Here is a 25431-nt window from a genome sequence, read left to right as displayed (position 1 = left end):
ATCACGAGGTCTCCGGCCGCAAGGCATCGCGCAGGCGCAGCAGTTCGCGGTGGCGGGCTCGCGCGCGCCGCAGCGCGAGCCCGGCGGCGGCGACGAGGACGAGGCCGGTCACGGCCGTGACCAGCACCTCCACCGGGGTGCCGCGGAGCACGGCCAGCACCGTCCCCGCTCCGGCGGTCGCCGTGGCCGCCGCCAGCGCGAGCCGGCCGGCCAGCACCCGGTCCCGGGCGTACAGCGGCCGCTTCCTGGTCAGCGTCCAGGTGGCGAAGGCCGCCCAGGCGAGGCCGAGGGCGATCAGTCCGGCGAACGCGATCCGGGTGCGGACCGGCAACGGCTGCGGCTCGGTGGCCCACAGCACCGCGACCAGGGCCGCCGCGCCGCCGCCCGCCAGGCCCACGGCCAGGCTCCGCACCCGGGCGGCCAGGGAGACCTCGGCCGCGAGCGCGCGTGCCAGGCCCTCCGGCACACCGGCCCGTCCGGTGGCGGTGTTCCGCTCGCTCATGCTCCGTACCCCTTTTCGACGAGGGCGCTCCGCAGCATGCGGCGGGCCCGGTGCAGTCTGCTCTTGACGGTGCCGGTGGGAACGCCGAGGACGTCGGCGCACACGGCCAGCGGCAGGTCCTCCAGGTGGAAGAGGATGAGTACCTCACGCTCCTGCGGCGGGAGGTCGACGAGTCCTGCCTCCACCTGCATGGTGGTGAGGACGTCGTCGAGCAGCTGGTCGGCACCGGCACCGGTCCCGGCCCTGAGCTCCGCTTCGGCATCCGCCGCGGCACCGGGACCGGTGGCCCCAGCGCCGGCGCCGGCCCCGGTCCAGGTGGCCCACGGCCGTGCGGCGGTCTCCAGTGCCTGGTACTCCTGCCGGAGGTGATTGGTGAGCGTGCGCCGGGCGATGGTGAACAGCCAGGGCGCGAACCGCTCCGGCTGCCGGAGCCCGGGCAACCCGCGCACCACGGCGACCCATGTCTCCTGAGCGAGGTCGTCGGCGAGGTGCGGGGAACCGCCGGACACACCCCGCAGGTAGCGCCGGAGCGGCGCGTGCCAGACGTCGACCAGCTCGCCGAACGCGTCCCGTTCGCCCAGCTGGCAGCGCACCACCAACAGCGCGTCGCGCCGCCGGTCGCCGCCGCCTGCTCCACAGGCATCTCCGCCGGCGTCTCCACTGGCGTCTTCGCCGCCCATCGCGCCTCCCCTCTCCTTCTTCCCGGTCCGTCCGCCTCACCAGGACAGTCGGCGATTCCGGCGGAAAGGTTCGCGGAAGCGCGGGCGGGCGCGGCGGGCGGAGGCGGCGTCACGGGCCGGGGTGGCACAGCGCGCGAACGCCCGGCGGGATGCTTCCGGCCGGGCGCAGCGCGTCTGCAGGTACCGGGCGGCCGCCCGCGCAGGCACGGAGGAGGAAGGCGCAGAGGTGGAGACCCGGCGGCGGAGGGCCGGCGACTCAGCCCACCGGGACCATGCCCAGCAGCTCGGCCAGCCGTCGGACCGTGGCGGGCGACTCGCGGTGCAGTCCGGCGAGGTCGAGGCCCTCGTCGCCCAGGATCATCAGCAGCGCCCGGTCCCCGATCGCCAGCACCACGACGTAGCCGCCGTCGCAGCGGGTGACCACCTCCCGCAGCCCGCCCACGCCGACCTCGGCGGCGGTGCGGCGGCCGAGACCGAGCATCGCCGCCGACAGGGCCGCGGCCGACTCGGGGTGGACGGCGGCCGTGTCGGCGGCCACCAGCAGGCCGTCGGCGGTGGAGACGACACTCTCCGAGATGCCCATGACCCGCTCACGAAGGGACTTCAACTCGTCGACCAGCACGGCGGTCGGCGTCTGGCTGCTCATGGTGCGCTCTTCTCGGTCGTCACTGTCATCGCTGTCATCGCTGTCGTCACTGCCGTCGTGCTCGTCACTGTCATCGCTGTCGTCGTGCTCGTCGCGGTCGTCACTGCCGGCGCGGTCGTCACTGCCGTCGCGGTCGTCACTGTCGTCGTGCGCGTCGCGGTCGTCATGGGCGGCCGGGTCATTGCGGAGCGCCCGGCGAGCCCGCTCCGCCCGGGGTCCGTGCGCCGGGGACGCGGCGCGGCAGGGGCTGTCCGGTGTCGGCCGGGAGCGGTTCGCCCGGCGCTGTCCGGGGGGCGACGCTCGGCGCCATCGGGACGGTGTCGGCCGGTTCCCGGTGGAGCAGCTGCCGGGCGTCCATCCGGACGAGGTCGAGCAGCACCGCGAACACGCCCCGCCCCAGTGCGAAGCCGATGTCGCGCGCGGTGCGGCGGCCGGTCGCGGCGGCCAGGATCTCCCGGTGGCGGGCCGGCATCCGGACGACAACCCCTGCCGGCACTGCGGTGGGCCGGATCCGGGTGCGGGCCAGTTCGCCGGGCGGGCCCCAGGCACGGGTCAGCAGCGCCGTCCGGCGGGCGGTCTCCTCGAAGAGCCGCTTCGGCTCGATCCCGGACCGCAGCGCGAGCCCGGCGGGCGGGGCGGCTGCGACGGTCTCCCAGGCCCCGGGCGGGCTCAGCACCAGCGCGAAGGCACCGTCGAAGACGGCGGAGGCGCAGACCGCTTCGAGTTCGGCGGCGCCGATCGAGCCCTGCGCGACCAGGGCCGCGCCGAGGTCGCCGGCGCCGACGGAGGAGGCGGTCGTCTCCGCCGCCGCCCAGTCCGCCTGGCCGATGCGCCCCGACTTCAGCAACAGCGTCTCGGCGGTCGGGGCGCCGGGGGTCTCGATCGCCGTGATCAGACCGTGCTCCAGGTGGATGGTGCCGCCGGGTGCGCTGGAGACGACGACCGAGCCGGTGAAGTCCTGGTCCCGCAGTGCCAGCAGGTGCGCGGGCACATTGCGGACGGCCGGACGCCGGCCGGAGTGGGCGCGGTCGTGGGCGTGGGCACGGTCGTGAGCGTGTGCGTGGAGGTCCGGACTCATGACACAAAGCCCCGTGCGCCGTCCGCGGTCTGGCGCAGCGCCAGTGCCAGGTTGACCCGCGTCCGGTCCAGCACGGTGGCCAGCAGCAGCGGATCGCCCTGACGGGGCAGCACCTGGACCACCTCGTGGTGCCGGGTGCTGGTGACGACGACGCTCTCCAGCTCCCCGTCGGCCCCGGCCTCGCACAGCCGGTCGCCGATCAGGGCGGCCAGCTCCGCCAGTTCGGCCCCGGGGCCGAACAGCCGTTGGTCGCCGACCGCCCCGTAGGTGAGGCCGGTGGCGGCGTCGACGAGCGCGGCGCCGAGCACGCCGGTGGAGCCGAGCACACCGGAGAGGGAGGCTTCGAGTGCGCGCACCGGTACCCCTTCGTGTTCTGAACTGTTGGCAGCGTACTTTATTCCATCATTTCCGCGACGGGGCCGATGCGGGGGACTTCTTGCTACTTTGTTCCCGCACACGGGAGTTCTGCCCCGCAGTTACGCAAAGGACGAACAGCGCATGAACATTGACGACGCACTCAAGGACGCGATGGCCATCGAGGGCGCGATCGGCGTCGCCGTGGCCGATCACGAGAGCGGTATGTCACTCGGTTTCCTCGGCGGGGGCCGGAGCTCGACCTGGAGGTCGCGGCGGCCGTCAACACCGAGGTCGTGCGGGCCAAGGTGCGGGCGCTGGCCGCGCTGTCGATCGACGACGTCATCGAGGACATCCTGATCACCCTGGGCGGCCAGTACCACCTGATCCGCCCGCTCACGAGCAGCCACGGCTCGCTCTTCCTCTACCTGGCACTGGACCGCTCGCGCGCCAACCTCGCGCTCGCCCGGCACAGCCTCAAGCGCATAGAGACCTCGCTCCAGGTCTGAGCGGTCACCCGGTCCGCTCCCCGATCCGCTCCCCGGTCCGGCGTCGTTCCGCCGTTCCGGAATTCCGCGCCGGACGAACGCGAAGCGTGATGAACCGGCCACGGCGCCACGGCCGTAGGAATTGGTCCGCGAATAGCCGCAGGTACACCTCAATCATCGAATTTCGTAATCCTTCGGTGACTGGGCGTCATTCTCGCGGCATCCGGTCGCGCCGGCCGGCGGAGTGGAAAGTCGGCGCCGTCGACGTTCCACTCCGAGCGGCGGACGGACGGCCAGGAATTCGCCGGGCAATTGATCGGCTTCGCGGAGTGACCGAGCGGCGCAGCTCCCCGGACCGGCACATCTCGCCGCCGTGTCCCGCCCGCACCGCCGAACGTCCACAACTCCGTCACAACGACGCCGAGTTGCTCCCCGGCGACCGGCGGCTCCGGCAGCATCCCTACTGGGCACCGGGGCGGTGCCGGGGCGCGATCGTGGGGGCGGCGATGGAGACGTGGATGAGGGATCCGGGGGCGTCCGGCGGCAACCGGCGGGCGCGGGCCTCCCTGCCGACGGGCGCCCTCCTGGTCCAGGGGCTCCTCGTGCTGGCGGGGCTGGCCGTCACCGTGCTCGGCTTCGGACTGTTCCTCGACGTCCACGACGAGATGCACGGCTACCGGACCGCCCCGGTCTGCGACGCGGCCGCCGAGCCGGGGCCGGACTGCAACCGCTACGAGACCGGCAGGGTGACGGCGCGGAAGGACAACGGCGACCACTGGCTCACCGTGGCGCGCGAAACCGCATCCGCGGGCATGTACAGCGTCGACCAGGACTTCTACGACGACGTGCAGATCGGTACGAGCGTGCGGGTGACGGTCTTCCGCGCACGAGCGGTCGAGATCTCCTACCGCGGGCACCGTGCCGACACCTTCCGGGACCCCCACCTGCCCGCTCTCGGGGTGGCCGCCCTGGTCACGGTGGGGTCGGCCCTGACGGTGAACGGCCTGGCCCGGTCGCGCAACCGTGACGCCGGCCTGGGCTCCGGACCCGGCATCGGCCTGCTCTCCTTCATCGGCGCCTCCGTGCTGCTGCAGGGGCCGCTGCCGTTCGCGGCCACCTTGGGCATCCCGCTCGCCGGCTGGATCGCACTGATCGCCACCGCAGCCACGTTCGCCTGAGCCCCGCTGTCACCCGGCAGCCGCTCAGGCCCCGGACAGCAGCCGGACCTCGGCACCGTCCGACCGCGCACCCGGCTTGCTCCACCAGTGGTCGTACCGGCGGTAGACGTGCGGTTCGCGGTCGGCGAGCAGTGCCGTCAGCGAGCGCGCCTCGGCGGCGAGCTGCTCCCACGCCGAGTCCGGCAGCGGGTGGAACGCCGTCGCCTCGACCCCGCCCTCGACCGTGCGCCACACCCCGGCCACCCGGCCGTCCACGAGCAGGGTCGGCAGCACATCGCCGTTGCGCTTGACCACCAGGGCGCGGTACTCGGGCGGGATGATCCGGCTCCGGTCGGCGTAGGCCAGCAGGACGCTGTCCCACATCGCCATCAGCCGGGCCGGCACCGGCAGGTCCGCGTCCGGAACCGACGCGCCCGGGAGGTCGAACAGCTCCGCACCGTCCGGCCCCACCAGGCGCTCGACCCCGCCCTCGGCCGCCAGCACCCGCAGCGCCTCCCTGGCCCGGCCGCGCTGCACCAGCGCGAACTGCGCCACGTCCGCCACCGAGGCCGGACCGAAGCCGGCCAGGTAGCGCCGCACGAGCGTCCGCAGCGAGGCCGCGTACACCTCCGGATCTCCGAGCACCGGCCGGACCGGCGGGGCGACGTAGGAGAGCCGGTGGCCGAACGACCAGTGCCCCTCCCCCGGTGCGCGCAGCAGCGGCGCCACCTGGCGCAGCCCCCACCAGGCCGGCGGCGCAGCTTCGGCCCCGAGCCGCTCGGCGAGCCAGGTCTCGAACTCCGGGGCGGCGCGCGGCCGGTCGCCGAAGTCGAGCACGTCCGCGACCAGCGCGTCCCCCTCGGCGGCGGTCAGACCGGAGGCCGTGAACCGGTCGTCGCCCAGCCGGGAGCCCCGGACCGACGGATGGACGGCCTCCCGGAACGGCGCGAAGTCGTCGGCGTGCACGGCGTGCAGAGTGATCCGCATCAGCGTGGACCGTACGATCCCCAGCTCCGCGAAGGCCCGGTCGAGCTCGGCCGGGTCGAAGCGGGCCACCCGGTTCCACAGTGCGAGGTAGGGCGAGGCCGGCTGCTGCGCCTGCAGCGCGACCACCCGCCGCACCGCCTCGGCGACGCCGATCTCCTCCCGCCGCACCAGCAGTTGCCGTTCGAGGGTGGCCCGGTTGAGCTGCCCCGCGGTGATCGTCACGTCCGTGCCCCTCTCGTCGTCCGCCCGCCCGGTACGCCGCCGGCGACAGTCGGAATCGGAGCCTAGCCCCCGGGTCCGACAATCCCGCCGTCGCCGAACCCCGGGCGCCCCTCCGGGCCGGGAAGAATCGACGCCACGATTCGTCGGCGAATCCCGTGGAGCGGAAACCCGGAATGCGGCACCACCACCCGGCAGGGCGCCGACATGCCCGGACCGCACCGCCGCCCACCAGGGCTTCCGCGCTCGGCGCGGCCCGTCACAGGGGGGGATCTGTCGCTCCGTGACGCTCCGGTGACCGAAGTCCGGAATTGGCCGGGACAACTCAAACGTCCCTGCCGGACGTGGCTTGACGATAAGTCATCGCACCACGGATACTCCGTTTGCCCTCGATGATCAACGCCTGCGGCGGGTGGGCTCCCCACCGGATCGCGGGGCATTCCGACCGCTCGTCCGAAACGGGGTTGTCCATGAAGATCCGCAACAAGGTCGCCGCCGGGGTGCTCTCCATAGCCGCCCTCGGCTTCGCCGTCGCCACCGCCGCGCCCGCCTCCGCCTCCAGCGGCGGGTGCGCCTCGTACGACGCCTGCCTGTTCTACAGCCCCAACTTCCAGGGCGCCTACTTCGGCGACGGCGACGGCAGCAGCCGCGGCTACGAGACCTACCAGGTCAACTCCACCTACACCTTCGGCGGCGGCGGCGCCGGCAACGGCCAGTACGTCCGGAACAACGCGGCTTCGGTCTTCAACTACAACCAGAACTACAGCGTGACGATCTACTACAGCCCCGGCGGCTACGGCGTCAGCCAGTACATCAAGCGCGGCACCGGCGCCAACCTGATCCCGCAGCTGCGGAACAACAACGCCTCGCAGTGCTTCGACTACTTCGAGGCCTGCCGCTGACCTCGGGTCGGCCCGCGATTCCCCTGGCGGTGGTGCCGCGCAGCCCCCGGCGCGCGGCACCACCGCCGTTCCCGCCGGAAGAAGAGTTCACATGCGAAGTGCAGCCCCCGCGCCGGTACGGCGGTCAGTACGGTCGGTCGGCGCGCCGGTGATCGCCGCACTGCTCGCACTGGGCGGGGCCGTCACCGGCTGCGCGTCCTCCGGCCCGGCGCCGGCCCCGGCGGCCGCACCTTCCGTCGACGCGGTCCCGACCCTCGCCACCGCCGACGGCCGGGCCCTGCCCATCGCCAGGTTCCTGATCAGTCCCGACGAGGACCGGCGGATCGAGGCGGCCCGCACGGCCCTGATCGGATCGTGCATGAAGCGCTTCGGCTTCGACTACGCGCCGCCGGCGCTCGGGACCAAGCCGGACCTGATGACCCGCCGGTACTACCTCACCGACGCCGCGAGCGCGGCCGCCCAGGGCTACCACTGGGGCCCGTCGGCGGACCAGCGGCAGCCGTCCGCCGCCCCGCAGCCGCCCGCACCGGAGTTGCAGGCCGTCCTGGGCCACGGCCGGGGCGGCCCGGACAGCTCGACCGAGCCGGCCGGGCGCACCCACAACGGCGTCGCGATCCCGCCGGGCGGCTGTCTCGGCGAGGCGGACGACACGCTGACCCGGGGCGGCGGGATCCTCCAGGACGACGCCGGGGCACTGGAGATCAACGGCCGGGGGTTCACGGACTCCATGGCCGACGGACGGGTGAAGGCGGCCTTCGCCGCGTGGTCGCGCTGCATGAAGGAGAAGGGGCAGACCTACGCCAGTCCCGTGGACGCGGTGCGCGACGAGCGCTGGTTCTCGTCGCCGACGGCGACCGCTCCCGAGATCGCCGCCGCGACGGCCGACGTCGACTGCAAGCAGCGGAACAACGTCGTCGGCATCTGGTTCGCCGTCGAGACCGCCTACCAGAACCGGGCGGTCCAGGCGGATGCGAAGCGCCTGGAGCAGGCCCGGAAGGCGATCGACGTCACGCTCGCGAACGCGGCGGCCGCGAAGGCCCCGTGACGTCCGGGGACGTCCGGGACGCCCGGGGACGCCGTCACCGCCCGAGCGGCTCGGTCAGCACCCGGGCGAATCCGTCCAGCAGCGCCCGGTTGACGGCGGCCGCCTGCGGGGTGTCGGCGTGGATGGTGTTGACGAACAGGCCCTCGTCGGTGCGGTGCAGCCAGTGCAGGATCCCGTTGCAGCCGGACACCCACACGTGCATCCGGGCCCGCTGGGCGGCGTGCCGGTCCGCGCCGGGCAGGCGGCGGCAGTCGATGTAGGAGAAGAAGTTCACCGCGTGCGGCCAGTACCGCAGTGACGCGTACTCGGCCGGGGCGAGCAGCTTCCACGCCTTGACGAAGTGCACCGCCGCATGGGCCCGCACCTGCGCGTAGGCCTCCTGGGCGGCGGCGAGCACCTCGCCGAAGCCGGCCCGCGGACCGACCGGGAACTCGACCGGCAGGGTGTTGATGAACCAGCCCATCGACTCCGCGTACTCGCCCCGGCCGCGTTCGTTGAACGGCATCAGTCCGCGGTACACCTCCGGCCCGCCCTGCTCCCGGAGCGCGAGCGCGAGGCCCGCGAGCAGCCCCATCGACAGCCGCCCGTCCAGGGCCCGGCAGACCGCACCGAAATCCTCGGTCTGCCGGCCGGTCAACAGGCGTTCGGTACTGGTCACCGGCGCGTACAGCTCCCCCGGCCGGACACCGAGGTCGAGCGGGAAGCGCGGGAAGAGGCCGCCGTTGCGGTCGCGGAACGCCCGCCAGTGGTCCAACCGAGCGTCGTCGGCGCGCATCGCCCGGTTGGCCCGGCGCTGGGTGCGGCTGAACTCCAGGTAGCTCCCCGGACCCGGCTGCGGGGCCGTCCCGTCGGTGGTACCGGTGGCGGTCGCGGTGGCGGGCGCGGTGGCGGGCGCGGGCGCGGTGGCGGCGGCGGTAGCGGTGAGGTCCCGGTAGGCGGTGGCGATGTCGTTAATGGCGATCGCGGTGGAGAGGCCGTCGGTGACCAGGTGGTCGCAGGAGAACCAGACGGTGGTGGATCCGGTCCGCACCACCGCGCCCATCGTGATCAGCGGCCAGGAGAGGGTGTCCACCTCCCGGAACGCCTCCTGGAGGTGCGCGGTGACCTGCGCCGGCGTCTCCAACGGGCCGCCGTAGACGTGCTTCAGGGCCACCTCGTCCGGGGTGAGGACCTCGCAGCCGAGGTCCCCGGCCAGCGGCTGGTAGACCGCCCGGAGCACCTCGTGCCGTCGCACCAGCTCGAGCAGCGCGCCCGCCAGGGCGTCCAGGTCCACCGGGCCCGCGAGTTCGAAGCTCGCCGCGACGTAGGAGCGGATCGGGTCGTCGACGCTCTGCGCGTACTGGGCAACGGTGAAATGTTTCGCCTGGTTGTAGCCGGTCATCCGGCGCGGGGCCGGTCCGTCGGCACCGGTCAGGGGGACGAGATGCCACCGGTGGGCCTCACCCGGGCCGATCTCGGAGTCCTCGACTGAGATCTGGAGCATGCCGCTCTCTTCTGCCGCTGTTGTTGTCGGGGGTGGTGCCGGGGCGGTCGTCCTGCCCACCGCCCTGCCACCGGGGGACATGGCAGCACAGCTTCCGGGCGATCCGATAACCGCCTCGGCCGATCGGGTGACGTGGTTGCGGGCGCCGGAGAGGGAGCCGGAAGTCGGCTCCGTCGACTTCCGGTGCGCGACCGGACGGGCGGCGCGTCCTCAACACGGGGCCCCGAGCAGAAATCCGTTCGGGGCCCGTCGGTCCGGTCTCGGCCGGGGTCACGCCAGTGCCGCTCCCCCGTCCAGGGTCAGCACCGTGCCGGTCGCGTAGCCGTTGCCCAGGAGGTGGAGGTAGGCCGCCGCCGCCTCCTCGGGGGTGCCGACTCGCTGCACGGGAAGGCCGTTGCCCTGCGCCCGGAGGAAGGCCTCCGGGTCCGGCACGCTGCTGTCCCAGAGTTCGGTGCGGATCGCGCCCAGGCGCACGGCGTTGACCCGCAACGGGGCGAGTTCCAGGGCCAGGGCCCTGGTCAGCCCCTCGACGGCCGCGGTGATGCTCGCCCCGAGCAGGGCACCGGGGACCGGCCGGGTGGCGAAGGCGCCGGAGGTCAAGGTGATCGAACCACCGGAACGGAGCTGCGGCGTCGCGTACTTGACGGCGAGCAGCGCACCCCAGAAGCGACGCTCGAAGAACGCCCGCGCCTCGCCCGCGGCGAGCTCGGCGAGCGGCTTCAGCACCAGGGGCTCGCCGGCCGTGTAGACGAGGTGATCGAACTCGCCGATCCGGTCGAAGAAGACGGCGAGCGCTGCGTCGTCGGCGACGTCCAGCACGAAGCCTTCCGCCGAGCCGCCGAGCCTCTCCACCGCCAGCTCGACCCGGTCCTGACGACTGGAGGCGACGACCACGTTCGAGCCCCGGGCCGCCGCGGCCCGGGCGACGGCGAATCCGACGCCGGAGGTACCACCGATGACGACGACACGCTGGGTGTCCGCTGTGTTGTTCATGCCGAGGACGCTACGGCTCGCCCAGCAGGACGGTGAATGACATGAAGTCTTGATTCTCTGTCCGATCGTCTCCGGATCAACGCGCTAGGGTGGGCGGATGGACATCCTCAGCGACACGCTCGCGGCCCTGCGCACCGGGCGCCCGTCCGTTGTCCGCACCGAGGCGCGAGCACCGTGGGGTGTGCGCTTCCAGCCCGTCTCGGGGGCCGGGTTCCACGTCGTCGTCGAGGGGCGCTGCGTGCTGCTGCCGGTCGACGGCGAGCCGATCGCCCTGGGACCGGGGGACGTGGTGTTCCTGCGGCGCGGCACCGGTCACGCCATCTGCGACGCGGTCACCAGTGAGCCGGTGGCCTTCGTGCCCGCCCGGGTCGACACCTCCTCGCCGATCGGGTCGTTCACCGTCGAGGGCGGCGGCACTCGGAGCGTGCTGGTGTGCGGGGCCTACCACCTCGACACCGACCGCCCGCATCCGCTGCTCGGCGACCTGCCGGAGATCGTCCATCTTCCGGCGAGTCCGGGCCGTCATCCGGTGCTGCGTTCGGCGGTCGACCAGCTCTGCGCCGAGATCCACGAACCCCGGCCGGGTTCGGACGCGGTGGTCGCGGCGCTCGTCGACCTGCTGCTGCTCTACATTCTGCGGTCCTGGTACGACGAGGTGTCCGGGGACCGAACGCGGGGGTGGGCGTCCGCGCTCAACGACCCTTTGATCGCCCCGGCGTTGAGGGCGATCCACGACGACCCGGCACATCCGTGGACCGTCGAGTCGCTGGGGAACCGGGCCGGACTGTCACGCGCCGCGTTCGCCCGTCGGTTCGCCTCGGTGGTCGGCGAGCCTCCGCTGAGTTATCTGACGACGTGGCGGATGGCGATCGCGGCGCGGATGCTGCGCGAGACGGGAGACTCATTGAACGAGGTGGCCGAGAACGCCGGCTACACCTCGGAGTTCGCGTTCGCGCGGGCGTTCAAACGGCACTTCGGCGCCCCGCCCGGGGCGTACCGGAGGGAGTGGCGGACGGCTTCGGCGCTCTGATGCGTCAGACGGCGCCGAACTCCCCTGCCTGGACGGCGAGGAGGAACGAGCGCCAGGACTCGGCGGGGAAGGCGAGGGTGGGGCCGGAGGGGTCCTTGGAGTCACGGACGGGGACGAGGCCGGGGGCGTCGAGCGCGATCTCGAGGCACTCGCCGCCGTTGTTGCTGTAGGAACTCTTGCGCCAGGTCACAGGGGTCATGCCGCCCACGGTAGCCCCGTCTCCCCAACACGGGGCCCCGACCAGGAATCCGGTCGGGGCCCACGGTCGATTCAGGTCAGACGGTGCCGAACTCGCCCGCCTGCACACCGGCGACGAAGGAGCGCCAGGCGTCGGCCGGGAAGACGAGGGCCGGGCCCTCGGGATCCTTGGAGTCGCGGACAGGAACCGCGCCCTGGAAGCTCGCGGAAACCTCGACGCACTGACCGCCGTTGTCGGAGTACGAGGACTTGAACCAGGACCCACCAGACGTGTTGAGGTTCATGGAGTGAGCTCCCTTCGAGCCTTGTGGACCAGTGCCAGGGATGCCGCCTTGGGCAGGGCTTCCACCACCAGCTGATCGTACTCCCTCTCCCACACCGAGACGATTTCACGCCTGCGTTCAAGGCTTCCGCGAGCGTACGATTCGGCGTAGCCGACAACCGTCCCGTCCGGCAGGTCCAGCAGGGTCGCCGGCATCTTGAACGGCAGGTTCTCCCCCAAGGAGAACGGCGCCACCTGGATGGTGATGTTGGGGCGGGCTGCCAGTTCCACGATGTGGTCGAGCTGCCTGCGCATGACGTCCCGCCCACCGACCGTGCGCACCAGACAGTCCTCGTCGAGCACGAGATGGATCCGCGGCGGCTTCTTCCGATCGAGCACACGCTGACGAGCCAGCAGGAACTCCACTCGCTGGTCGGCCTCGGACTGACTGATCGCCCCACGCGCAACCGCCGCCAATGCCAGCGCCTCGGCGTACTCCTGCGTCTGGAACAGGCCGGTGACGATGGTCAGCGCAAACTCGCGCAGGCGCCGGCACTTCGCCTCCTCGTCGGCGAACTCCTCGAAGCCCTCCAGCAGGCCCTCTTTCGCATGCCTGCACCAGAGTTCGTAGAACGTACCTCCGGTTTCGAACACCGTGTCGGCTTTAACAGCGAAGTTTTTTGTTGGAGGACGCTTCGCTCGTTCGATGTACGAGATCAGGGTGTTGGAGTACCCCATGCGCTTCCCCAGTCCGACCTGCGACCAGCCTCGCGCCTCCCGCAGCCTGGAAAGTTCCTGACCGAAGCGCACGGCCGGGGATGACATTTCGTCAATTACGGGCTCATCCATGAACGTCGGCACCTTTCACACGCCCGATTGGTCAACGTTCAGACCCTGGCCATCGTAAGCACAGGGGGGCACCATGGCTACACCCCGTGAGAGATCCGGGACCCTGAGCAATCAATGGAGCCAACATGCCCTCGCAGCCGCGCATTCCCGTGTACAAGCCCGCCGTCGGCGAGATCGTCCGCGACCTCGCGCACCGGGACACCTCCGGCAAGCCCCTCGAAGCGGTCTACATGGACACCCTCGCCGGGCTCGTCTACCTGCGCCACGAGGGCGGCGGCTGCGAGTGGACCACCAAGCCCGCCCACATCCAGGCCCTCCCCGCGCCCCGCTTCCTCACCGTCCAGCACCCCAGCCGTCCCCGCGCCTCCGATCTGACGTGAACCGTTCCCTCCGGCTGGTTCTCGCCGCCCTCGGGGTCCCCGCCCTCAGCGCCCTCGCCGCCGCCCTCGTCTGCTGGCCCATCCACGACGGGCCCCTCGGACCCCAACTCCTCATCTTCGGCCTGATCCTCGCCACCGGCATCAGCGCCGGACTCCCCGCCTGCCTCACCTGGCTCGACCCCGACAAGCCCGACGACTGACCACCCCCAGGAGCCCCACCGTGCTGCACCACCTCCCCACCCTCCACACCACCCCGCCCCGCCGACGCCACCACCACCACGCCCTGATCCTCAACCGCGACGGCGCCATCCTCGCCATCGGCACCGCCCACCAGTCCGGCCTGGTCCTCCCCGGCGGACCCGCCGAAGCGAACGAACTCCCCCACCACGCCGCCCGCCGCCACACCGAGACCCAGACCGGGCTGGTCCTCCCCCTGTCCCGCATCCTCGCCACCGACCACACCGAGGCCCGGCTCCTCCCCGAAGCCCTTCACCTCGTCCACTGGGGCGGCTGCCTCACCCTCGCCCAGGAATCCACAGCTGCCCGTCACCGACCGCCCCACACCGTCACGGCCGTCCACTGGCTCCACCGCGCCCAACTCGCCGACGCCATGCACCCCGACCACCACCGCCGCACCACCCACGCCCTCGGCGCCCTCACCCGAGGTGCCCACCTCCCCCTCCTCCACCACGGCGCCCCCGCCGAATAGGCCACGCCCGGCCGTCGAGCGCCGACGGCAATTCGATTGCCGGGCCACTCCTCGATCCCTAGGGTCGACCCATGCCGCAGCCTGATCAGTTGCCTCCAGGGACCGCATGGGCCGAACCGCTGGTGCGGGAGGTGTTCCCCGAGGCCGAGGTGATCGAGCTGCTACCCCGCACGGGGGGCCAGTTGAGCACGGTGTACGAGCTGCGGTGCGCCGATCCCGCCCAGTCCGTGATCCTCAAGGTGTACGCACCCGAGTGGGCGTGGAAGCAGGCCAAGGAGGTCCACGTCTACCGGATCCTCGCCGGCCTCGACACCCTCCCGGTACCGCGAGTGCTCCACCACACACCGGCCGGAGCACCCGACGGCCGGGCCGTCACCATCCTGAGCCTGCTGGACGGCCGCCCCCTGTCGGAGGCGTCGAAGGATCTGGGCGCCGAACAAATCCCGCCGTTCTACCGGGAGATGGGCGCCGCCCTCGCCACGATCCACCAGGTCGGCCAGGAGGCCTACGGATACCTGACCGACCGCATCCTCGACCCTCGGCCCGACAACGGCACTTACATGCGACACCAGTTCGCGAAGAAGCTCGCGGAGTTCAAGGCCCTGGGCGGCGACGACCGACTCCACGACGCGGTCGCACGGCGGATCGAGCGCGACGGCGCACTGTTCGACAACTGCCGCGCCGCCGTGCTCTGCCACAACGACCTCCACGAGGGCAACGTCCTTGTCACCACCGGCGACGCCACCCGCGTGACCGGCATCATCGACGTCGAGAACGCGATCGCCGCAGACCCCCTGATCGACCTCGCGAAAACCGACTACTACGCCCTCGGCCGCGGCGAACCCGAACGCCGAGCCCTCCTCGCCGGCTACGGCCCGCTCCCCACCGACGCCCCCGAACGCCTCGACCTCTACCGGCTTTACCACGCCCTGGAGTTGTGGGACTGGTTCCGCTCGATCGGCACCGAAGGCCCCTTGAACGCCATCGCCGCCGACATCGCCCGCCTGGCGGGCCACCGCTCCGACACGCCTTCATGACCTGACCCCAGAGGCATCCCGCCTGACGAGCGGACACGGAGGAACAGAGCGACGACGGCGCACAGCCTGCCGCCAGAGCTGACCGACTTGCCCAGCCGGCCTGAGCTACCACCTTTCCCGCGGCCGGGCCGGCGCTCCCACGGATGCCCCCACCGAACCCGCACCCTGGGGGGTTTCGAGGAACCCGCCACCCGCCGGGTCCGGTTCTCTTACGCTCCGTCATAAGCCGGTTGTCGCAACGACGGAGGTATCGAAGTGAGTGGCGAGATCGTCCAGCTGGTCGAGCAGGCCAGCCCCTACCTGACAGCAGCCGTGAGCGCCTACGGCGGGGCTGTCCTCGCCCGGGCCGAGGACACCGCCGTGGAGGCCACCGCCAACCTCGGCCGGCGCATCCTCCAGACCGTCTGGCGCCGCCGCACCGAACCCCAACAGACCGCCCTCGAAGCCGCCGTCCACGACGCCGCCGAAGCCCCCGACGACCCCGACGCGGCGGCCGCCCTGCGCCAGCAGATCAAGCGAGCCCTGCGCGAGGACGCAGAACTGCTCGCCGAACTCGCCGCCCTCCTGCCCGCACCGACCGCCGGCAGCGTCACGATCACCGCCTCCGGCCAACGGTCCATCGCCGCACACACCATCACCACCGCGATCACCGGCGACGGCCACCGCACCGACCAGTGACCGACTCCTCCTACGATGCCTCCGGCAACAGGTCTATCGCCGCACACACCATCGGCCACGCCCACACCGGCGACGTGATCGGACTGCCCGCCGACATCCTCACCGCCGCCCGCGACGTACCCGCACCACCTGGTCTCGCCAACCTGCCACCCCTGCCCCTGTGTCTGGGCCGCCACGACGACCTCACCCACCTCCGCAGCACCCTCACCGAACAGACCGGGACGGCGATCACCCAGGCGTCCACCGTCCACGGCCTCGGCGGCATCGGCAAAACCACCCTCGCCCTCGCCTACGCCCACCGCAACCGCCACACCTACAACCTCGTCTGGTGGATCAACGCCGACTCCCCCACCCGCCTCGAACAGTCCCTCGGCGACCTCGCCCTGAAACTCTTCCCCGCCTGGGCCGGCAACGCCAACCAGGACCAACGCTCCGCGTGGGCAACCACCTGGCTGCAATGGCACCCCGGCTGGCTCCTGGTCTTCGACAACGTCGAGAACCCCACCGACCTCAACCCCTACCTCGGTTCCCTCGACGGCGGCCACCACCTCATCACCAGCCGCCGCTCAACCGGCTGGCCCCGCACCATCCACACCCTGGCACTCGGCACCCTCCACCCCGACGAAGCCGCCGACCTCATCTGCGCCCACGCCATCACCGGCCGCACACCCACCCCGCGCGACCGACAAGCGGCCCACGCCCTGGCCACCGAACTCGGCCACCTCCCCCTCGCCCTCGAACAGGCCGGCGCCTACCTCGCCCAGAACCCCACCCTCACCATCGACACCTACCGCCACCGCCTACCCGCAAAACTCGACAAAGCCGCCGACGGCCTCAACACCCAACGCACCATCGCCCGCATCTGGACCCAGACCCTCCACGCCCTCACCGCACGCAACCCACTCGCCGTCGACATCCTGCACACCATCGCCTGGCTCGCCCCCGACAACATCCCCGTCAGCCTCCTGGCGGGCCTCAGCACCGACACCGACGACCTCGCCGAAGCACTCGGCCTCCTCAGCGCCTACAGCATGGCCACCCTCACCCCCGACACCATCAGCATCCACCGCCTCCTCCAGACCGTCCTACGCACCACCGCATCCGGGAACCCTCCCGCAGGGCGCCGCGAAGCCGAACACGCCCTCACCCACGCCCTCACCGCCCTACCCGAACCCACCACCGGCCCCGCCCCCGGATGGGACACCCTCATCCCCCACCTGATAGCCCTCGCCGCAACCACACCCCCCGACCACCACAACGACCCCACCGCGCCGCTGTACTACACAGCCGCCGACTACCTCTACCGCCAGGGCCACGACGCCCGCACCATCCCCCTGCGGGAAGCCGCCCTCACCCAGTGCGAGCAGACCCTCGGCGACACCCACCCCGACACCCTCACCAGCCGCAACAACCTTGCCTGCGCCTACGGATCCGCCGGGGACCTCAACCGCGCCATCCGCCTCTACGAAACCACCCTCACCCAGAGCGAACGGCGCCTCGGCGACACCCACCCCCACACCCTGTTCAGCCGCAACAACCTCGCCTACGCCTACCGGATCGCCGGGGACCTGGACCGCGCCATCCCCCTGTTCGAGACTACCCTCACCCAACGCGAACAGACCCTCGGCCACACCCACCCCAACACCCTGGACACCCGCAACAACCTCGCCCACGCCTACCGGGCCGCCGGAGATCTCGACCGCGCCATCCCCCTTCACGAGACCACCCTCACCCAGTACGAACAGCACCTCGGCGACACCCACCCCCACACCCTGGACGCCCGCAACAACCTCGCCTACGCCTACCAGGCCGCCGGGACCTGGACCGCGCCATCCCCCTGTTCGAGACCACCCTCACCCAACGCGAACAGACCCTCGGCCACACCCACCACTCCACCCTGAACAGCCGCAACAACCTCGCCCACGCCTACCGGGACGCCGGGGACCTGGACCGCGCCATCCCCCTTCACGAGACCACCCTCACCCAGTACGAACAGCACCTCGGCGACACCCACCCCTCCACCCTGACCAGCCGCAACAACCTCGCCGGCGCCTACCTGGCAACCGGGGACCTGGACCGCGCCATCCCCCTGTTCGAGACCACCCTCACCCAGTGCGAGGAGCACCTCGGCGACACCCACCCCAACACCCTGATCGGCCGCAACAACCTCGCCAGCGCCTACCAGGCCGCCGGAGACCTGGACCGCGCCATCCCCCTGTTCGAGACCACCCTCACCCAGTGCGAGGAGCACCTCGGCGACACCCACCCCAACACCCGGACAGTACGAGCAAACCTGGCCGATGCCCGCGATGCCGCACGACACCGTCAGCAGTGAATGACAGGCACACCCACCGGACAGCCACCCCAGCTGTCCGGTCACTGTCCGGCCGATTCCCCCAGGTCAGACCACATGGCCGGACACCCGGACAGCCCGGACACCAGCAAACCGCCGCGCTGTCCGGCCCCACACCCAAGACGGCACGCCCACCCAGACAGCGAACCAGCAGGCGCTGGACCCGACCAGCCCGACTGCTCCGCACCAGCCGGTCAAGGCACGTTGACCCACAGCTTTACAGACCACGCACGGCAGTTGGCCTGACCTGCCACCTCTCCCACGACCGGGCCGACGATCCCACGGATGTCCCACCGGAACCGGCCCCTGGGGTTTTGAGGAACCCGCCACTCGCCGGACCCAGCCCTCCTACGCTCCGTCATAAAGCTTTCATCGTCATGACAGAGGTGCCGAAGTGAGTGGCGACATCGTCCAGTTGGTCGAGCAGGCCAGCCCTTACCTGACAGCAGCCGTGAGCGCCTACGGCGGGGCCGTCCTCGCTCGCGCCGAGGACACCGCGGTGGAAGCCACCGCCAACCTCGGCCGGCGCATCCTCCAGACCGTCTGGCGCCGCCGCACCGAACCCCAACAGACCGCCCTCGAAGCCGCAGTCCAGGACGCCGCCGAAGCCCCCGACGACCCCGACGCCGCGGCCGCCCTCCGCCAGCAGATCAAGCGGGCCCTGCGCGAGGACGCAGAACTGCTCGCCGAACTCGCCGCCCTCCTGCCCGCACCGGCCGCCGGAACGGTGACCATCACCGCCTCCGGCGACCGATCCATCGCCGCACAACACATCGGCAACGCCCACACCGGCGACGTGATCGGACTACCCGCCGAAATCCTCACCGCAGCCCGCGACGTGCCAGCTCCCCACGGCCTCGCCAACCTGCCGCCCGTGCCCCTGTGCCTCGGACGCGACGAGGCTCTCAGGGAGGTTCGTGCCACCCTCGCCGAGCAGAACGGGACGGCGATCACCCAGGCGTCCACCGTCCACGGCCTCGGCGGCATCGGCAAAACCACCCTCGCCCTCGCCTACGCCCACCAGCAGCGCCACACCTACAGCCTCGTCTGGTGGATCAACGCCGACTCACCCACCCGCCTCGAACAGTCCCTCGGCGACCTGGCCCTGAAGCTCTTCCCCGCCTGGGCCGGCACCGCCAGCCAGGACCAGCGCTCCGCATGGGCAACCACCTGGCTGCAATGGCACCCCGGCTGGCTCCTGGTCTTCGACAACGTCGAGACCCCCGCAGACCTGCACCCCTACCTCGGCGCCCTCGACGGCGGCCACCACCTGATCACCAGCCGCCGCGCCACCGGATGGCCCCGCACCATCCACACCCAGTTCCTCGGAACCCTTCACCCCGACGAGGCCGCCGACCTCATCTGCACCCACGCCATCACCAACCGCACACCCACCCCCCGCGACCGACAAGCGGCCCACGCCCTGGCCGCCGACCTCGGCCACCTCCCCCTCGCCCTCGAACAGGCCGGCGCCTACCTCGCCCAGAACCCCACCATCAGCATCGACACCTACCGCCACCGCCTGACCACCAAACTCGACAAAGCCGCCGACGGCCTCAACGCCGAACGCACCATCGCCCGCATCTGGACCCAGACCCTCCACGCCCTCACCGCACGCAACCCACTCGCCGTCGACACCCTGCACACCATCGCCTGGCTCGCCCCCGACAACATCCCCATCCTCCTCCTGGAGACCCCTGGCACCGACACCGACGACCTCGCCGAAGCACTCGGCCTCCTCGCCGCCTACAGCATGACCACCCTCACGCCGAACACCATCAGCGTCCACCGCCTCCTCCAGACCGTCCTACGCACCACCGCACCCACCAACCCGGACGGCTCGCCCGCAGGACGCCACGAAGCCGAACAAGCCCTCACCCAAGCCCTCCCCGAACCCACCACCGGCCCCGCCCCCGAATGGGACACCCTCATCCCCCACCTCACCGCCCTCGCCACCACCACACCCCCAACCACCACAACAACACCACCACGCTCTACATCACAGCAGCCGAGTACCTCTCCCGCCAGGGCCACGACGACCGCGCCATCCCCATGTACGAAACCGCTCTCACCCAGCTTGAAGAGGTTCTCGGCGACACCCACCCCAACACCCTGAGCTGCCGCAACAACCTCGGCCTCGCCTACCAAACTGCCAGAGACTTCAACCGCGCAATCTCCCTCCACGAGCGCACCCTCGCCCAGCGTGAGGAACACCTCGGCGACACCCACCCCGACACCCTCACCAGCCGCAACAACCTCGCGTACGCCTACTGGGCCGCTGGAGACCTCGACCGCGCCATCCCCCTCCACGAGCGCACCCTCGCCCAGCATGAGGAACACCTCGGCGACACCCACCCCGACACCCTCACCAGCCGCAACAACCTCGCCAACGCCTACTGGGCCGCCGGAGACCTCGACCGCGCCATCCCCCTCCACGAGACCACTCTCACCCAGTACGAGCAGACCCTCGGCAACACCCACCCCAACACCCTCACCAGCCGCAACAACCTCGCTGGCGCCTACCAGACCGCAGGCGACCTCGACCGCGCCATCCCCCTGTTCCAGCTCACCCTCACCCAACGCGAACAGACCCTCGGCAACACCCACCCCCACACCCTCACCAGCCGCTACAACCTCGCCTACGCCTACCAGGCTGCGGGCGACCTGGACCGCGCCATCCCCCTCTACGAAACCACCCTCACCCAGTATCAGGAGCACCTCGGCGACACCCACCTCTCCACCCTGAACAACCGCAACAATCTCGCCAGCGCCTACTGGGCCGCCGGGGACCTCGACCGCGCCATCCCCCTCTACGAACTCACCCTCACCCAGTATCAGGAGCACCTCGGCAACACCCACCCCAACACCCTGGCCAGCCGCAACAACCTCGCCAACGCCTACCGGGACGCAGGCGACCTCGACCGCGCCATCCCCCTCTACGAAACCACCCTCACCCAGTATCAGGAGCACCTCGGCAACACCCACCCCGACACCCTGGCCAGCCGCTACAACCTCGCCAGCGCCTACCAGGCCGCCGGGAACCTCGACCGCGCCATCCCCCTGTACGAACTCACCCTCACCCAAAGCGAACAGCACCTCGGCCACACCCACCCACAAACCCTCAGCACCCGCAACAACCTCGCCAGCGTCTACCAGGCCGCAGGCGACCTCGACCGCGCCATCCCCCTGTACGAACTCACCCTCACCCAGTACGAACAGACCCTCGGCCACACCCACCCACAAACCCTGAACTGCCGCAACAACCTCGCCAGCGCCTACCACGTCACAGGCGACCTCGACCGCGCCATCCCCCTCTACGAACTCACCCTCACCCAGTACGAACAGACCCTCGGCCACACCCACCCACAAACCCTGAACTGCCGCAACAACCTCGCCTACGCCTACCAGGCCGCAGGCGACCTCGACCGCGCCATCCCCCTCTACGAACTCACCCTCACCCAGCATCAGGAGCACCTCGGCCACACCCACCCACAAACCCTGAACTGCCGCAACAACCTCGCCAGCGCCTACCGGGACGCAGGCGACCTCGACCGCGCCATCCCCCTCTACGAACTCACCCTCACCCAACGCGAACAGACCCTCGGCCACACCCACCCCCACACCCTCACCACCCGCCACAACCTCGCCTACACCTACCGGGACGCAGGCGACCTCGACCGCGCCATCCCCCTCTACGAACTCACCCTCACCCAACGCGAACAGACCCTCGGCCACACCCACCCCGACACCCTGACCAGCCGCAACAACCTCGCCAACGCCTACCAGGACGCCGGGAACCTCAACCGCGCCATCCCCCTCCACGAGACCACCCTCACCCAGTACGAGCAGGCCCTCGGCCACACCCACCCCGACACCCTCATCAGCCGTGGCAACCTCGCCAACGCCTACCGAGCCGCCGGGGACCTGGACCGCGCCATCCCCCTGCACGAGGCCACCCTCACCCAGTGCGAACAGACCCTCGGCCACACCCACCCCCACACCCAGACGGCACGAGCGAACCTGGCCGATGCCCGCGACGCCGCACGACACCGTCAGCAGTGAATGACAGGCACACCCACCGGACAGCCACCCCAGCTGTCCGGTCACTGTCCGGCCGATTTCCCCAGATCAGACCACATGGCCGGACACCCGGACAGCCCGGACACCAGCACACCGCCGCGCTGTCCGGCCCCACACCCAAGACGGCACGCCCACCCGGACAGCGAACCAGCAGGCGCTGGACCCGACCAGCCCGACTGCTCCGCACCAGCCGGTCAAGGCACGTTGACCCACAGCTTTACAGTCTGCTCCCCACGTACGCGGGGCTGATCCCCCGAACCAGCCTCGCGAGTACGCTGACCCGGACCGCTCCCCGCGCAGGCGGACGAGGTCCGCATCCACCGGCTGTTCTCAGACATCGGGTCCGTGGCAGCGGCTCGTTCCGGGTGCAGTACATCCTGGACCACAAGGGAGCCGGAGACCTGACCGCCGAGGTCAGGTCGGCGGCCTGGTCGGCAGCCCTCACTGAGCCCCGCCCAGGTCCTGGCCTACCTCCGCCCGGTCGTCTTCGGGCCGGACGAACTGTGAGCAGCAAGGGAATCCCGTGCATCCCGCTTCGCGCGTGGGAAACGCGGACGGGTCCGGCGCCTGTGTGGCGCCGGACCCGTCCGACTGTGGAGCGCCAGGCCCGGGTTGCACGGACTCTTCCTACTGAAAGTAGGACGTGCTCTGGTAGCACCGCTGACGCCTGGCGAGGGATCATGTCCCTCGCGACATCAGGAAGATTAGCAGCTCAACGCCTATGTTCCGAATCGCGGCCGATTCAGGGCCGGGGCGGCGACGCAGGGCTTCCGGCCTGTCTCCCTTCGAGGTTCGATGCCTGGCACGAGACCGCCGGCGTGCTTCCACTGGCGAAGAACTGATATATCGACCGACGGTCGGTCCGGCCGCGAAACCTGGAAGGCAAGATGACTCGCTCCTCCACTGCTGCCCTCCTGGGTGCGATGGCCCTGATTCTGCTCGAGACGATCGCGATCGTTCTCTTCTTCTGCATTGCCATGCCGCTACTTGCGGGTGGTATCGCCTTCGAGGACGAGACGGCGGCCGCTCCGGCCTACGTGCCCTACGTGTTCCTGGTCGCGGGGATCGTCATGGTCGGGGTCAACGGTTGGGCCGCTCGGGGTCTGTGGGCGATGCAGTCGCCGCACAAGGCGTCACGTGCTTCGTCCGCCCTGGTGGGGGCGGGAGCAGCGCACGTCATGCTGCTCGGCTGCGGTCTGCTGTCGGGAGAGCACCTGTTCACACTTTTCGCGGCGGCGGTGCTGGCCCTGCTTGCCGTGCTCGTGCGGCCGGCGTTCGCGAAGCCGGCCGACTGACAGCAGCTACGTCGGAGTGGGAAGTCGGGCGCTCCGACTTCCCACTCCGACGAGCGCCCGCCTGGGGCTGTGAAGGTGGCCACCCGGCGGAATTCGGAAGACATTCGCCACGGTTGTCCCGTGACAGCCCTGGATCCACCTCTTGCTGGTCGCCCTGGGTGGGGAGGTTGTGCCACGAGTGCCCGCAGCCGCCCTTGCAGTGCGTCTGCCTGCGTCGGGTGTCGGCGACGGAGAAGGCCGCGACCAGGACACGGAACGCGTTGATGTGTTCTTCGGCCGGGAGAGTCGCGAATCCGTAGCGAGGAGGATCCATCCGGATCATCACGGAAGCGTTGGCGGTGGGCTTCACGCCGGACCGAGCCACTCCCGCGCTCCCGTCCGCAGCGGAGATGTGTGCCTGCATCGCATAGCCGGCGACTTCTGCCAGGACGGCCTTCCGCTCCACCGGAGAAAGGAGCGAGAACCAGGAAACCCCGTCCTCCAACGTGCGCAGCCCCTGGGCGACCTCGTTGACGACCCGCTCCGTCGCGGCCCTCGTGCCGCGCCGGTCCTCGCTGCTGCTCTCCGACATCTCCCGATCCTTTCACGCGGGTCCGATCGGTGCCCCTGAACCATGAGGGTGACGGTCCGCCGGCGCGGTTCCGCCCTACCCGAGGGCGTGCACGATGCCGCCCAGCAGGTGTTGGAGGGCCTCGCGCAGGGGCAGGACGAGGGGGCCCGCGAGAACAGCAACGGTCAGGGCGAGGGGCAGGCGTGGGGTCCGGCTGCGGTGCGGGAGGACGCCGAGGGTGAGCACCAGTGCGGCGATCACCAGGGGTGGCACCAGGGCCACCGCCCAGGCGGGCAGCGGGCCCAGGGTCACCGGGGACTCGAGGGCGCCGGACAGGCCCAGCCAGCCGACCGAGAGCAGCAGGCTGAGGTCGATCAGCCGGGGGACGGCCGGCGAGACCCGGACCCGGCCGTCGAGGTTGCGCCGGAACGAGAACACCATCATCAGCACCATGACGGACAGGACGGCGAGTTCGACCCGCAGGACGCCCGGGAGGTCGGGCGGGGGGAAGTGTCCGGTGCTGAAGATCCAGGTGACGGCTGCGGCGGGCACTCCGAGCAGCAGGGCCCAGAGCAGGCACATCCGCAGGACGAGGGCCGGGGCGGGCAGCCAGATGCTGCCGGCCGGCGGCCGCGCGGGCCGGTTCTGCCCCCAGGCGAGCAGTGCGGCGATCAGCTCCTCCTCGGGCCGCCCCTCGGAACCGCGCCCGGGCTCGTCGCCGGGCCTGCGGAAACTGTGCTCCAGGGCCTCGCGGCGTCGGCGCGCGATGTCGGGCCGCTGCTCGTGTCCGCGGCTGACGGCGCTGAGGTAACCGAACAGGAGGAGGACGGCACCGACCGCGAGCACCGCGGGCAGTCGGCCGGCCGGCCCGGGGCCGCTGGGCGGCGCCATCCAGGCAGCGGTGAAGGCCACGACGAAGACCGCGATCAGGGCCATGCCGCGGACCGCGTCGAACGGGGCCGTCAGGTCCGAGCGGCGGACGCCGGCGGACGCGCCGACCACCAGCCAGAGCACGGAGAGCAGCAGCCACTGGGTCGCGACGGCCATCGGCAGCAGGTCAGGCAGTTGCCCGGAGACGATGTCGCCGACGGCGTCGCCGAACGAGCGCGACTGCCCGCCCGTCCCGAAGGCGTAGGCCAGCACGAGCAGCACCAGCTGTGCCACGCCGAGCAGGCGGCCGGTGTCGTCCCAGAAGTCCCGGGAGGTGACGGCGCGTGCGATGGCTCCGGCCTGGACGCCCAGGACGACGAGCGCCAGCAGGACCGGCATCGCGATCACACCGAAGGCGGTGTCCGGGTCCATGGTGGTCAGATGGGCGGGGATGCCGAGCGCGTCGGCGACGTGCTGCCCGCCCCGGATCACCGCCCCCATCCACGCGGGTCGGGATTCGTCCGCCGTCGTGGCGGCGCCGATGGCCGTGACCGCTCCCACCTGTCCCCCTGTGCTCGCGGCCCCGGACCGCCCGGTGCGGTCCGG

27 protein-coding genes and 1 pseudogene are annotated in these 25431 nt (G+C 71.3%); 15 read left to right on the top strand and 13 right to left on the bottom strand.

Going from position 1 to position 25431, the window contains the following annotated elements; genetic code table 11:
* Position 1: 1 nt before the first annotated feature.
* From BLU95_RS31965 to BLU95_RS31945, 5 genes are all read right to left on the bottom strand, one after another.
* Complete coding sequence (locus BLU95_RS31965) at positions 2-502, bottom strand: transmembrane transport protein (RefSeq protein WP_093863031.1); 501 nt, start codon at positions 500-502, stop codon at positions 2-4.
* Entirely contained in the window at positions 499-1182 is a 684-nt protein-coding gene (locus tag BLU95_RS31960; RefSeq protein ID WP_093863030.1) for an RNA polymerase sigma factor, read from the bottom strand. The genes BLU95_RS31965 and BLU95_RS31960 overlap by 4 nt, the downstream gene beginning before the upstream one ends.
* A gap of 256 nt (positions 1183-1438) precedes the next feature.
* Positions 1439-1828, bottom strand: a complete 390-nt coding sequence (locus tag BLU95_RS31955; RefSeq protein ID WP_093863029.1) for a roadblock/LC7 domain-containing protein — start codon at positions 1826-1828, stop codon at positions 1439-1441.
* 178 nt (positions 1829-2006) lie between these two features.
* Positions 2007-2906 carry a hypothetical protein gene (locus tag BLU95_RS31950; RefSeq protein ID WP_231977929.1) on the bottom strand — a complete coding sequence of 300 codons (900 nt, stop codon included), beginning with the start codon at positions 2904-2906 and terminating at the stop codon, positions 2007-2009.
* Positions 2903-3262 carry a hypothetical protein gene (locus BLU95_RS31945; protein ID WP_093863028.1) on the bottom strand — a complete coding sequence of 120 codons (360 nt, stop codon included), beginning with the start codon at positions 3260-3262 and terminating at the stop codon, positions 2903-2905. The genes BLU95_RS31950 and BLU95_RS31945 overlap by 4 nt, the downstream gene beginning before the upstream one ends.
* 142 nt (positions 3263-3404) lie before the next feature.
* Between BLU95_RS31945 and BLU95_RS31940 the strand changes: the two are divergent.
* Both BLU95_RS31940 and BLU95_RS31935 read left to right on the top strand, forming a co-directional pair.
* Positions 3405-3769, top strand: a pseudogene (locus BLU95_RS31940) (hypothetical protein).
* Between the two features lie 497 nt (positions 3770-4266).
* The gene (locus BLU95_RS31935; RefSeq protein ID WP_159425069.1) at positions 4267-4926 is read left to right on the top strand and encodes a hypothetical protein; all 660 of its coding nucleotides are present in this window, start codon (positions 4267-4269) and stop codon (positions 4924-4926) included.
* Positions 4927-4950: 24 nt separating this feature from the next.
* Here the strand turns inward: BLU95_RS31935 and BLU95_RS31930 are convergent, their stop codons facing one another.
* Positions 4951-6114 (bottom strand): winged helix DNA-binding domain-containing protein, encoded by a 1164-nt coding sequence (locus BLU95_RS31930; RefSeq protein WP_093863026.1) that lies wholly within the window; start codon positions 6112-6114, stop codon positions 4951-4953.
* Positions 6115-6581: 467 nt separating this feature from the next.
* Between BLU95_RS31930 and BLU95_RS31925 the strand changes: the two genes are divergently transcribed.
* Complete coding sequence (locus BLU95_RS31925) at positions 6582-7013, top strand: hypothetical protein (RefSeq protein ID WP_093863025.1); 432 nt, start codon at positions 6582-6584, stop codon at positions 7011-7013.
* 91 nt (positions 7014-7104) lie between these two features.
* Complete coding sequence (locus tag BLU95_RS31920) at positions 7105-8058, top strand: hypothetical protein (protein ID WP_159425068.1); 954 nt, start codon at positions 7105-7107, stop codon at positions 8056-8058.
* 34 nt (positions 8059-8092) lie between these two features.
* On the opposite strand, the gene BLU95_RS31915 is transcribed toward BLU95_RS31920, so the two are convergent.
* Together BLU95_RS31915 and BLU95_RS31910 are read right to left on the bottom strand one after the other, a co-directional pair.
* Positions 8093-9541 carry a condensation domain-containing protein gene (locus BLU95_RS31915; RefSeq protein WP_159425067.1) on the bottom strand — a complete coding sequence of 483 codons (1449 nt, stop codon included), beginning with the start codon at positions 9539-9541 and terminating at the stop codon, positions 8093-8095.
* Positions 9542-9811: 270 nt separating this feature from the next.
* Positions 9812-10534, bottom strand: coding sequence for an SDR family oxidoreductase (locus tag BLU95_RS31910; RefSeq protein ID WP_093863022.1), 723 nt, complete (start codon positions 10532-10534; stop codon positions 9812-9814).
* Positions 10535-10631: 97 nt separating this feature from the next.
* Here BLU95_RS31910 and BLU95_RS31905 point away from each other — a divergent pair, with 97 nt between their 5' ends.
* Positions 10632-11564: an AraC family transcriptional regulator gene (locus BLU95_RS31905; protein WP_093863021.1), complete on the top strand. Its 933-nt coding sequence runs from the start codon at positions 10632-10634 to the stop codon at positions 11562-11564.
* A gap of 4 nt (positions 11565-11568) precedes the next feature.
* On the opposite strand, the gene BLU95_RS31900 is transcribed toward BLU95_RS31905, so the two are convergent.
* The 3 genes from BLU95_RS31900 to BLU95_RS31890 all read right to left on the bottom strand — a co-directional run bounded on the left by BLU95_RS31900 (position 11569) and on the right by BLU95_RS31890 (position 12873).
* A complete protein-coding gene (locus BLU95_RS31900; RefSeq protein WP_093863020.1) occupies positions 11569-11763 on the bottom strand; it encodes a DUF397 domain-containing protein in 195 nt (64 codons plus the stop codon).
* Positions 11764-11839: 76 nt separating this feature from the next.
* The gene (locus BLU95_RS31895) at positions 11840-12046 is read right to left on the bottom strand and encodes a DUF397 domain-containing protein (protein ID WP_093863019.1); all 207 of its coding nucleotides are present in this window, start codon (positions 12044-12046) and stop codon (positions 11840-11842) included.
* Positions 12043-12873, bottom strand: coding sequence for a helix-turn-helix domain-containing protein (locus tag BLU95_RS31890; protein ID WP_093863018.1), 831 nt, complete (start codon positions 12871-12873; stop codon positions 12043-12045). Before BLU95_RS31890 ends, BLU95_RS31895 begins: the two co-directional genes overlap by 4 nt.
* A gap of 125 nt (positions 12874-12998) precedes the next feature.
* On the opposite strand from BLU95_RS31890, the gene BLU95_RS31885 reads away from it, so the two are divergent.
* The 10 genes from BLU95_RS31885 to BLU95_RS31845 all read left to right on the top strand — a co-directional run bounded on the left by BLU95_RS31885 (position 12999) and on the right by BLU95_RS31845 (position 23405).
* Positions 12999-13253 (top strand): hypothetical protein, encoded by a 255-nt coding sequence (locus BLU95_RS31885; RefSeq protein ID WP_093863017.1) that lies wholly within the window; start codon positions 12999-13001, stop codon positions 13251-13253.
* Entirely contained in the window at positions 13250-13453 is a 204-nt protein-coding gene (locus BLU95_RS42570) for a hypothetical protein (protein WP_159425066.1), read from the top strand. The genes BLU95_RS31885 and BLU95_RS42570 overlap by 4 nt, the downstream gene beginning before the upstream one ends.
* A gap of 20 nt (positions 13454-13473) precedes the next feature.
* On the top strand, positions 13474-13962 hold the full coding sequence (locus BLU95_RS31880; protein WP_159425065.1) for an NUDIX domain-containing protein: 489 nt from the start codon (positions 13474-13476) through the stop codon (positions 13960-13962).
* Between the two features lie 71 nt (positions 13963-14033).
* Complete coding sequence (locus BLU95_RS31875) at positions 14034-14999, top strand: phosphotransferase family protein (protein ID WP_093863015.1); 966 nt, start codon at positions 14034-14036, stop codon at positions 14997-14999.
* Between the two features lie 255 nt (positions 15000-15254).
* Positions 15255-15677, top strand: a complete 423-nt coding sequence (locus tag BLU95_RS31870; RefSeq protein WP_093863014.1) for a hypothetical protein — start codon at positions 15255-15257, stop codon at positions 15675-15677.
* Positions 15674-17578 carry a tetratricopeptide repeat protein gene (locus BLU95_RS31865; RefSeq protein ID WP_093863013.1) on the top strand — a complete coding sequence of 635 codons (1905 nt, stop codon included), beginning with the start codon at positions 15674-15676 and terminating at the stop codon, positions 17576-17578. The genes BLU95_RS31870 and BLU95_RS31865 overlap by 4 nt, the downstream gene beginning before the upstream one ends.
* On the top strand, positions 17497-18012 hold the full coding sequence (locus BLU95_RS45655) for a tetratricopeptide repeat protein (RefSeq protein WP_353653593.1): 516 nt from the start codon (positions 17497-17499) through the stop codon (positions 18010-18012). Before BLU95_RS31865 ends, BLU95_RS45655 begins: the two co-directional genes overlap by 82 nt.
* A gap of 412 nt (positions 18013-18424) precedes the next feature.
* Positions 18425-20146 (top strand): NB-ARC domain-containing protein, encoded by a 1722-nt coding sequence (locus tag BLU95_RS41705; RefSeq protein WP_107452621.1) that lies wholly within the window; start codon positions 18425-18427, stop codon positions 20144-20146.
* Positions 20029-22092, top strand: a complete 2064-nt coding sequence (locus BLU95_RS31850; RefSeq protein WP_353653592.1) for a tetratricopeptide repeat protein — start codon at positions 20029-20031, stop codon at positions 22090-22092. The genes BLU95_RS41705 and BLU95_RS31850 overlap by 118 nt, the downstream gene beginning before the upstream one ends.
* A 905-nt stretch (positions 22093-22997) precedes the next feature.
* Positions 22998-23405: a hypothetical protein gene (locus BLU95_RS31845; protein WP_093863012.1), complete on the top strand. Its 408-nt coding sequence runs from the start codon at positions 22998-23000 to the stop codon at positions 23403-23405.
* Here BLU95_RS31845 and BLU95_RS45650 read toward each other — a convergent pair.
* Positions 23329-23976: a DUF5958 family protein gene (locus BLU95_RS45650; RefSeq protein WP_353653517.1), complete on the bottom strand. Its 648-nt coding sequence runs from the start codon at positions 23974-23976 to the stop codon at positions 23329-23331. The two genes, BLU95_RS31845 and BLU95_RS45650, sit on opposite strands and share 77 nt — an antisense overlap.
* A 75-nt stretch (positions 23977-24051) precedes the next feature.
* Positions 24052-25386 carry a hypothetical protein gene (locus tag BLU95_RS31840; RefSeq protein WP_093863011.1) on the bottom strand — a complete coding sequence of 445 codons (1335 nt, stop codon included), beginning with the start codon at positions 25384-25386 and terminating at the stop codon, positions 24052-24054.
* Positions 25387-25431 lie beyond the last annotated feature (45 nt).

This window comes from Streptomyces sp. TLI_053 (assembly GCF_900105395.1).
Classification (GTDB): Bacteria; Actinomycetota; Actinomycetes; order Streptomycetales; family Streptomycetaceae; genus Kitasatospora.
This window is presented reverse-complemented; position numbering and strand designations above follow the sequence as displayed.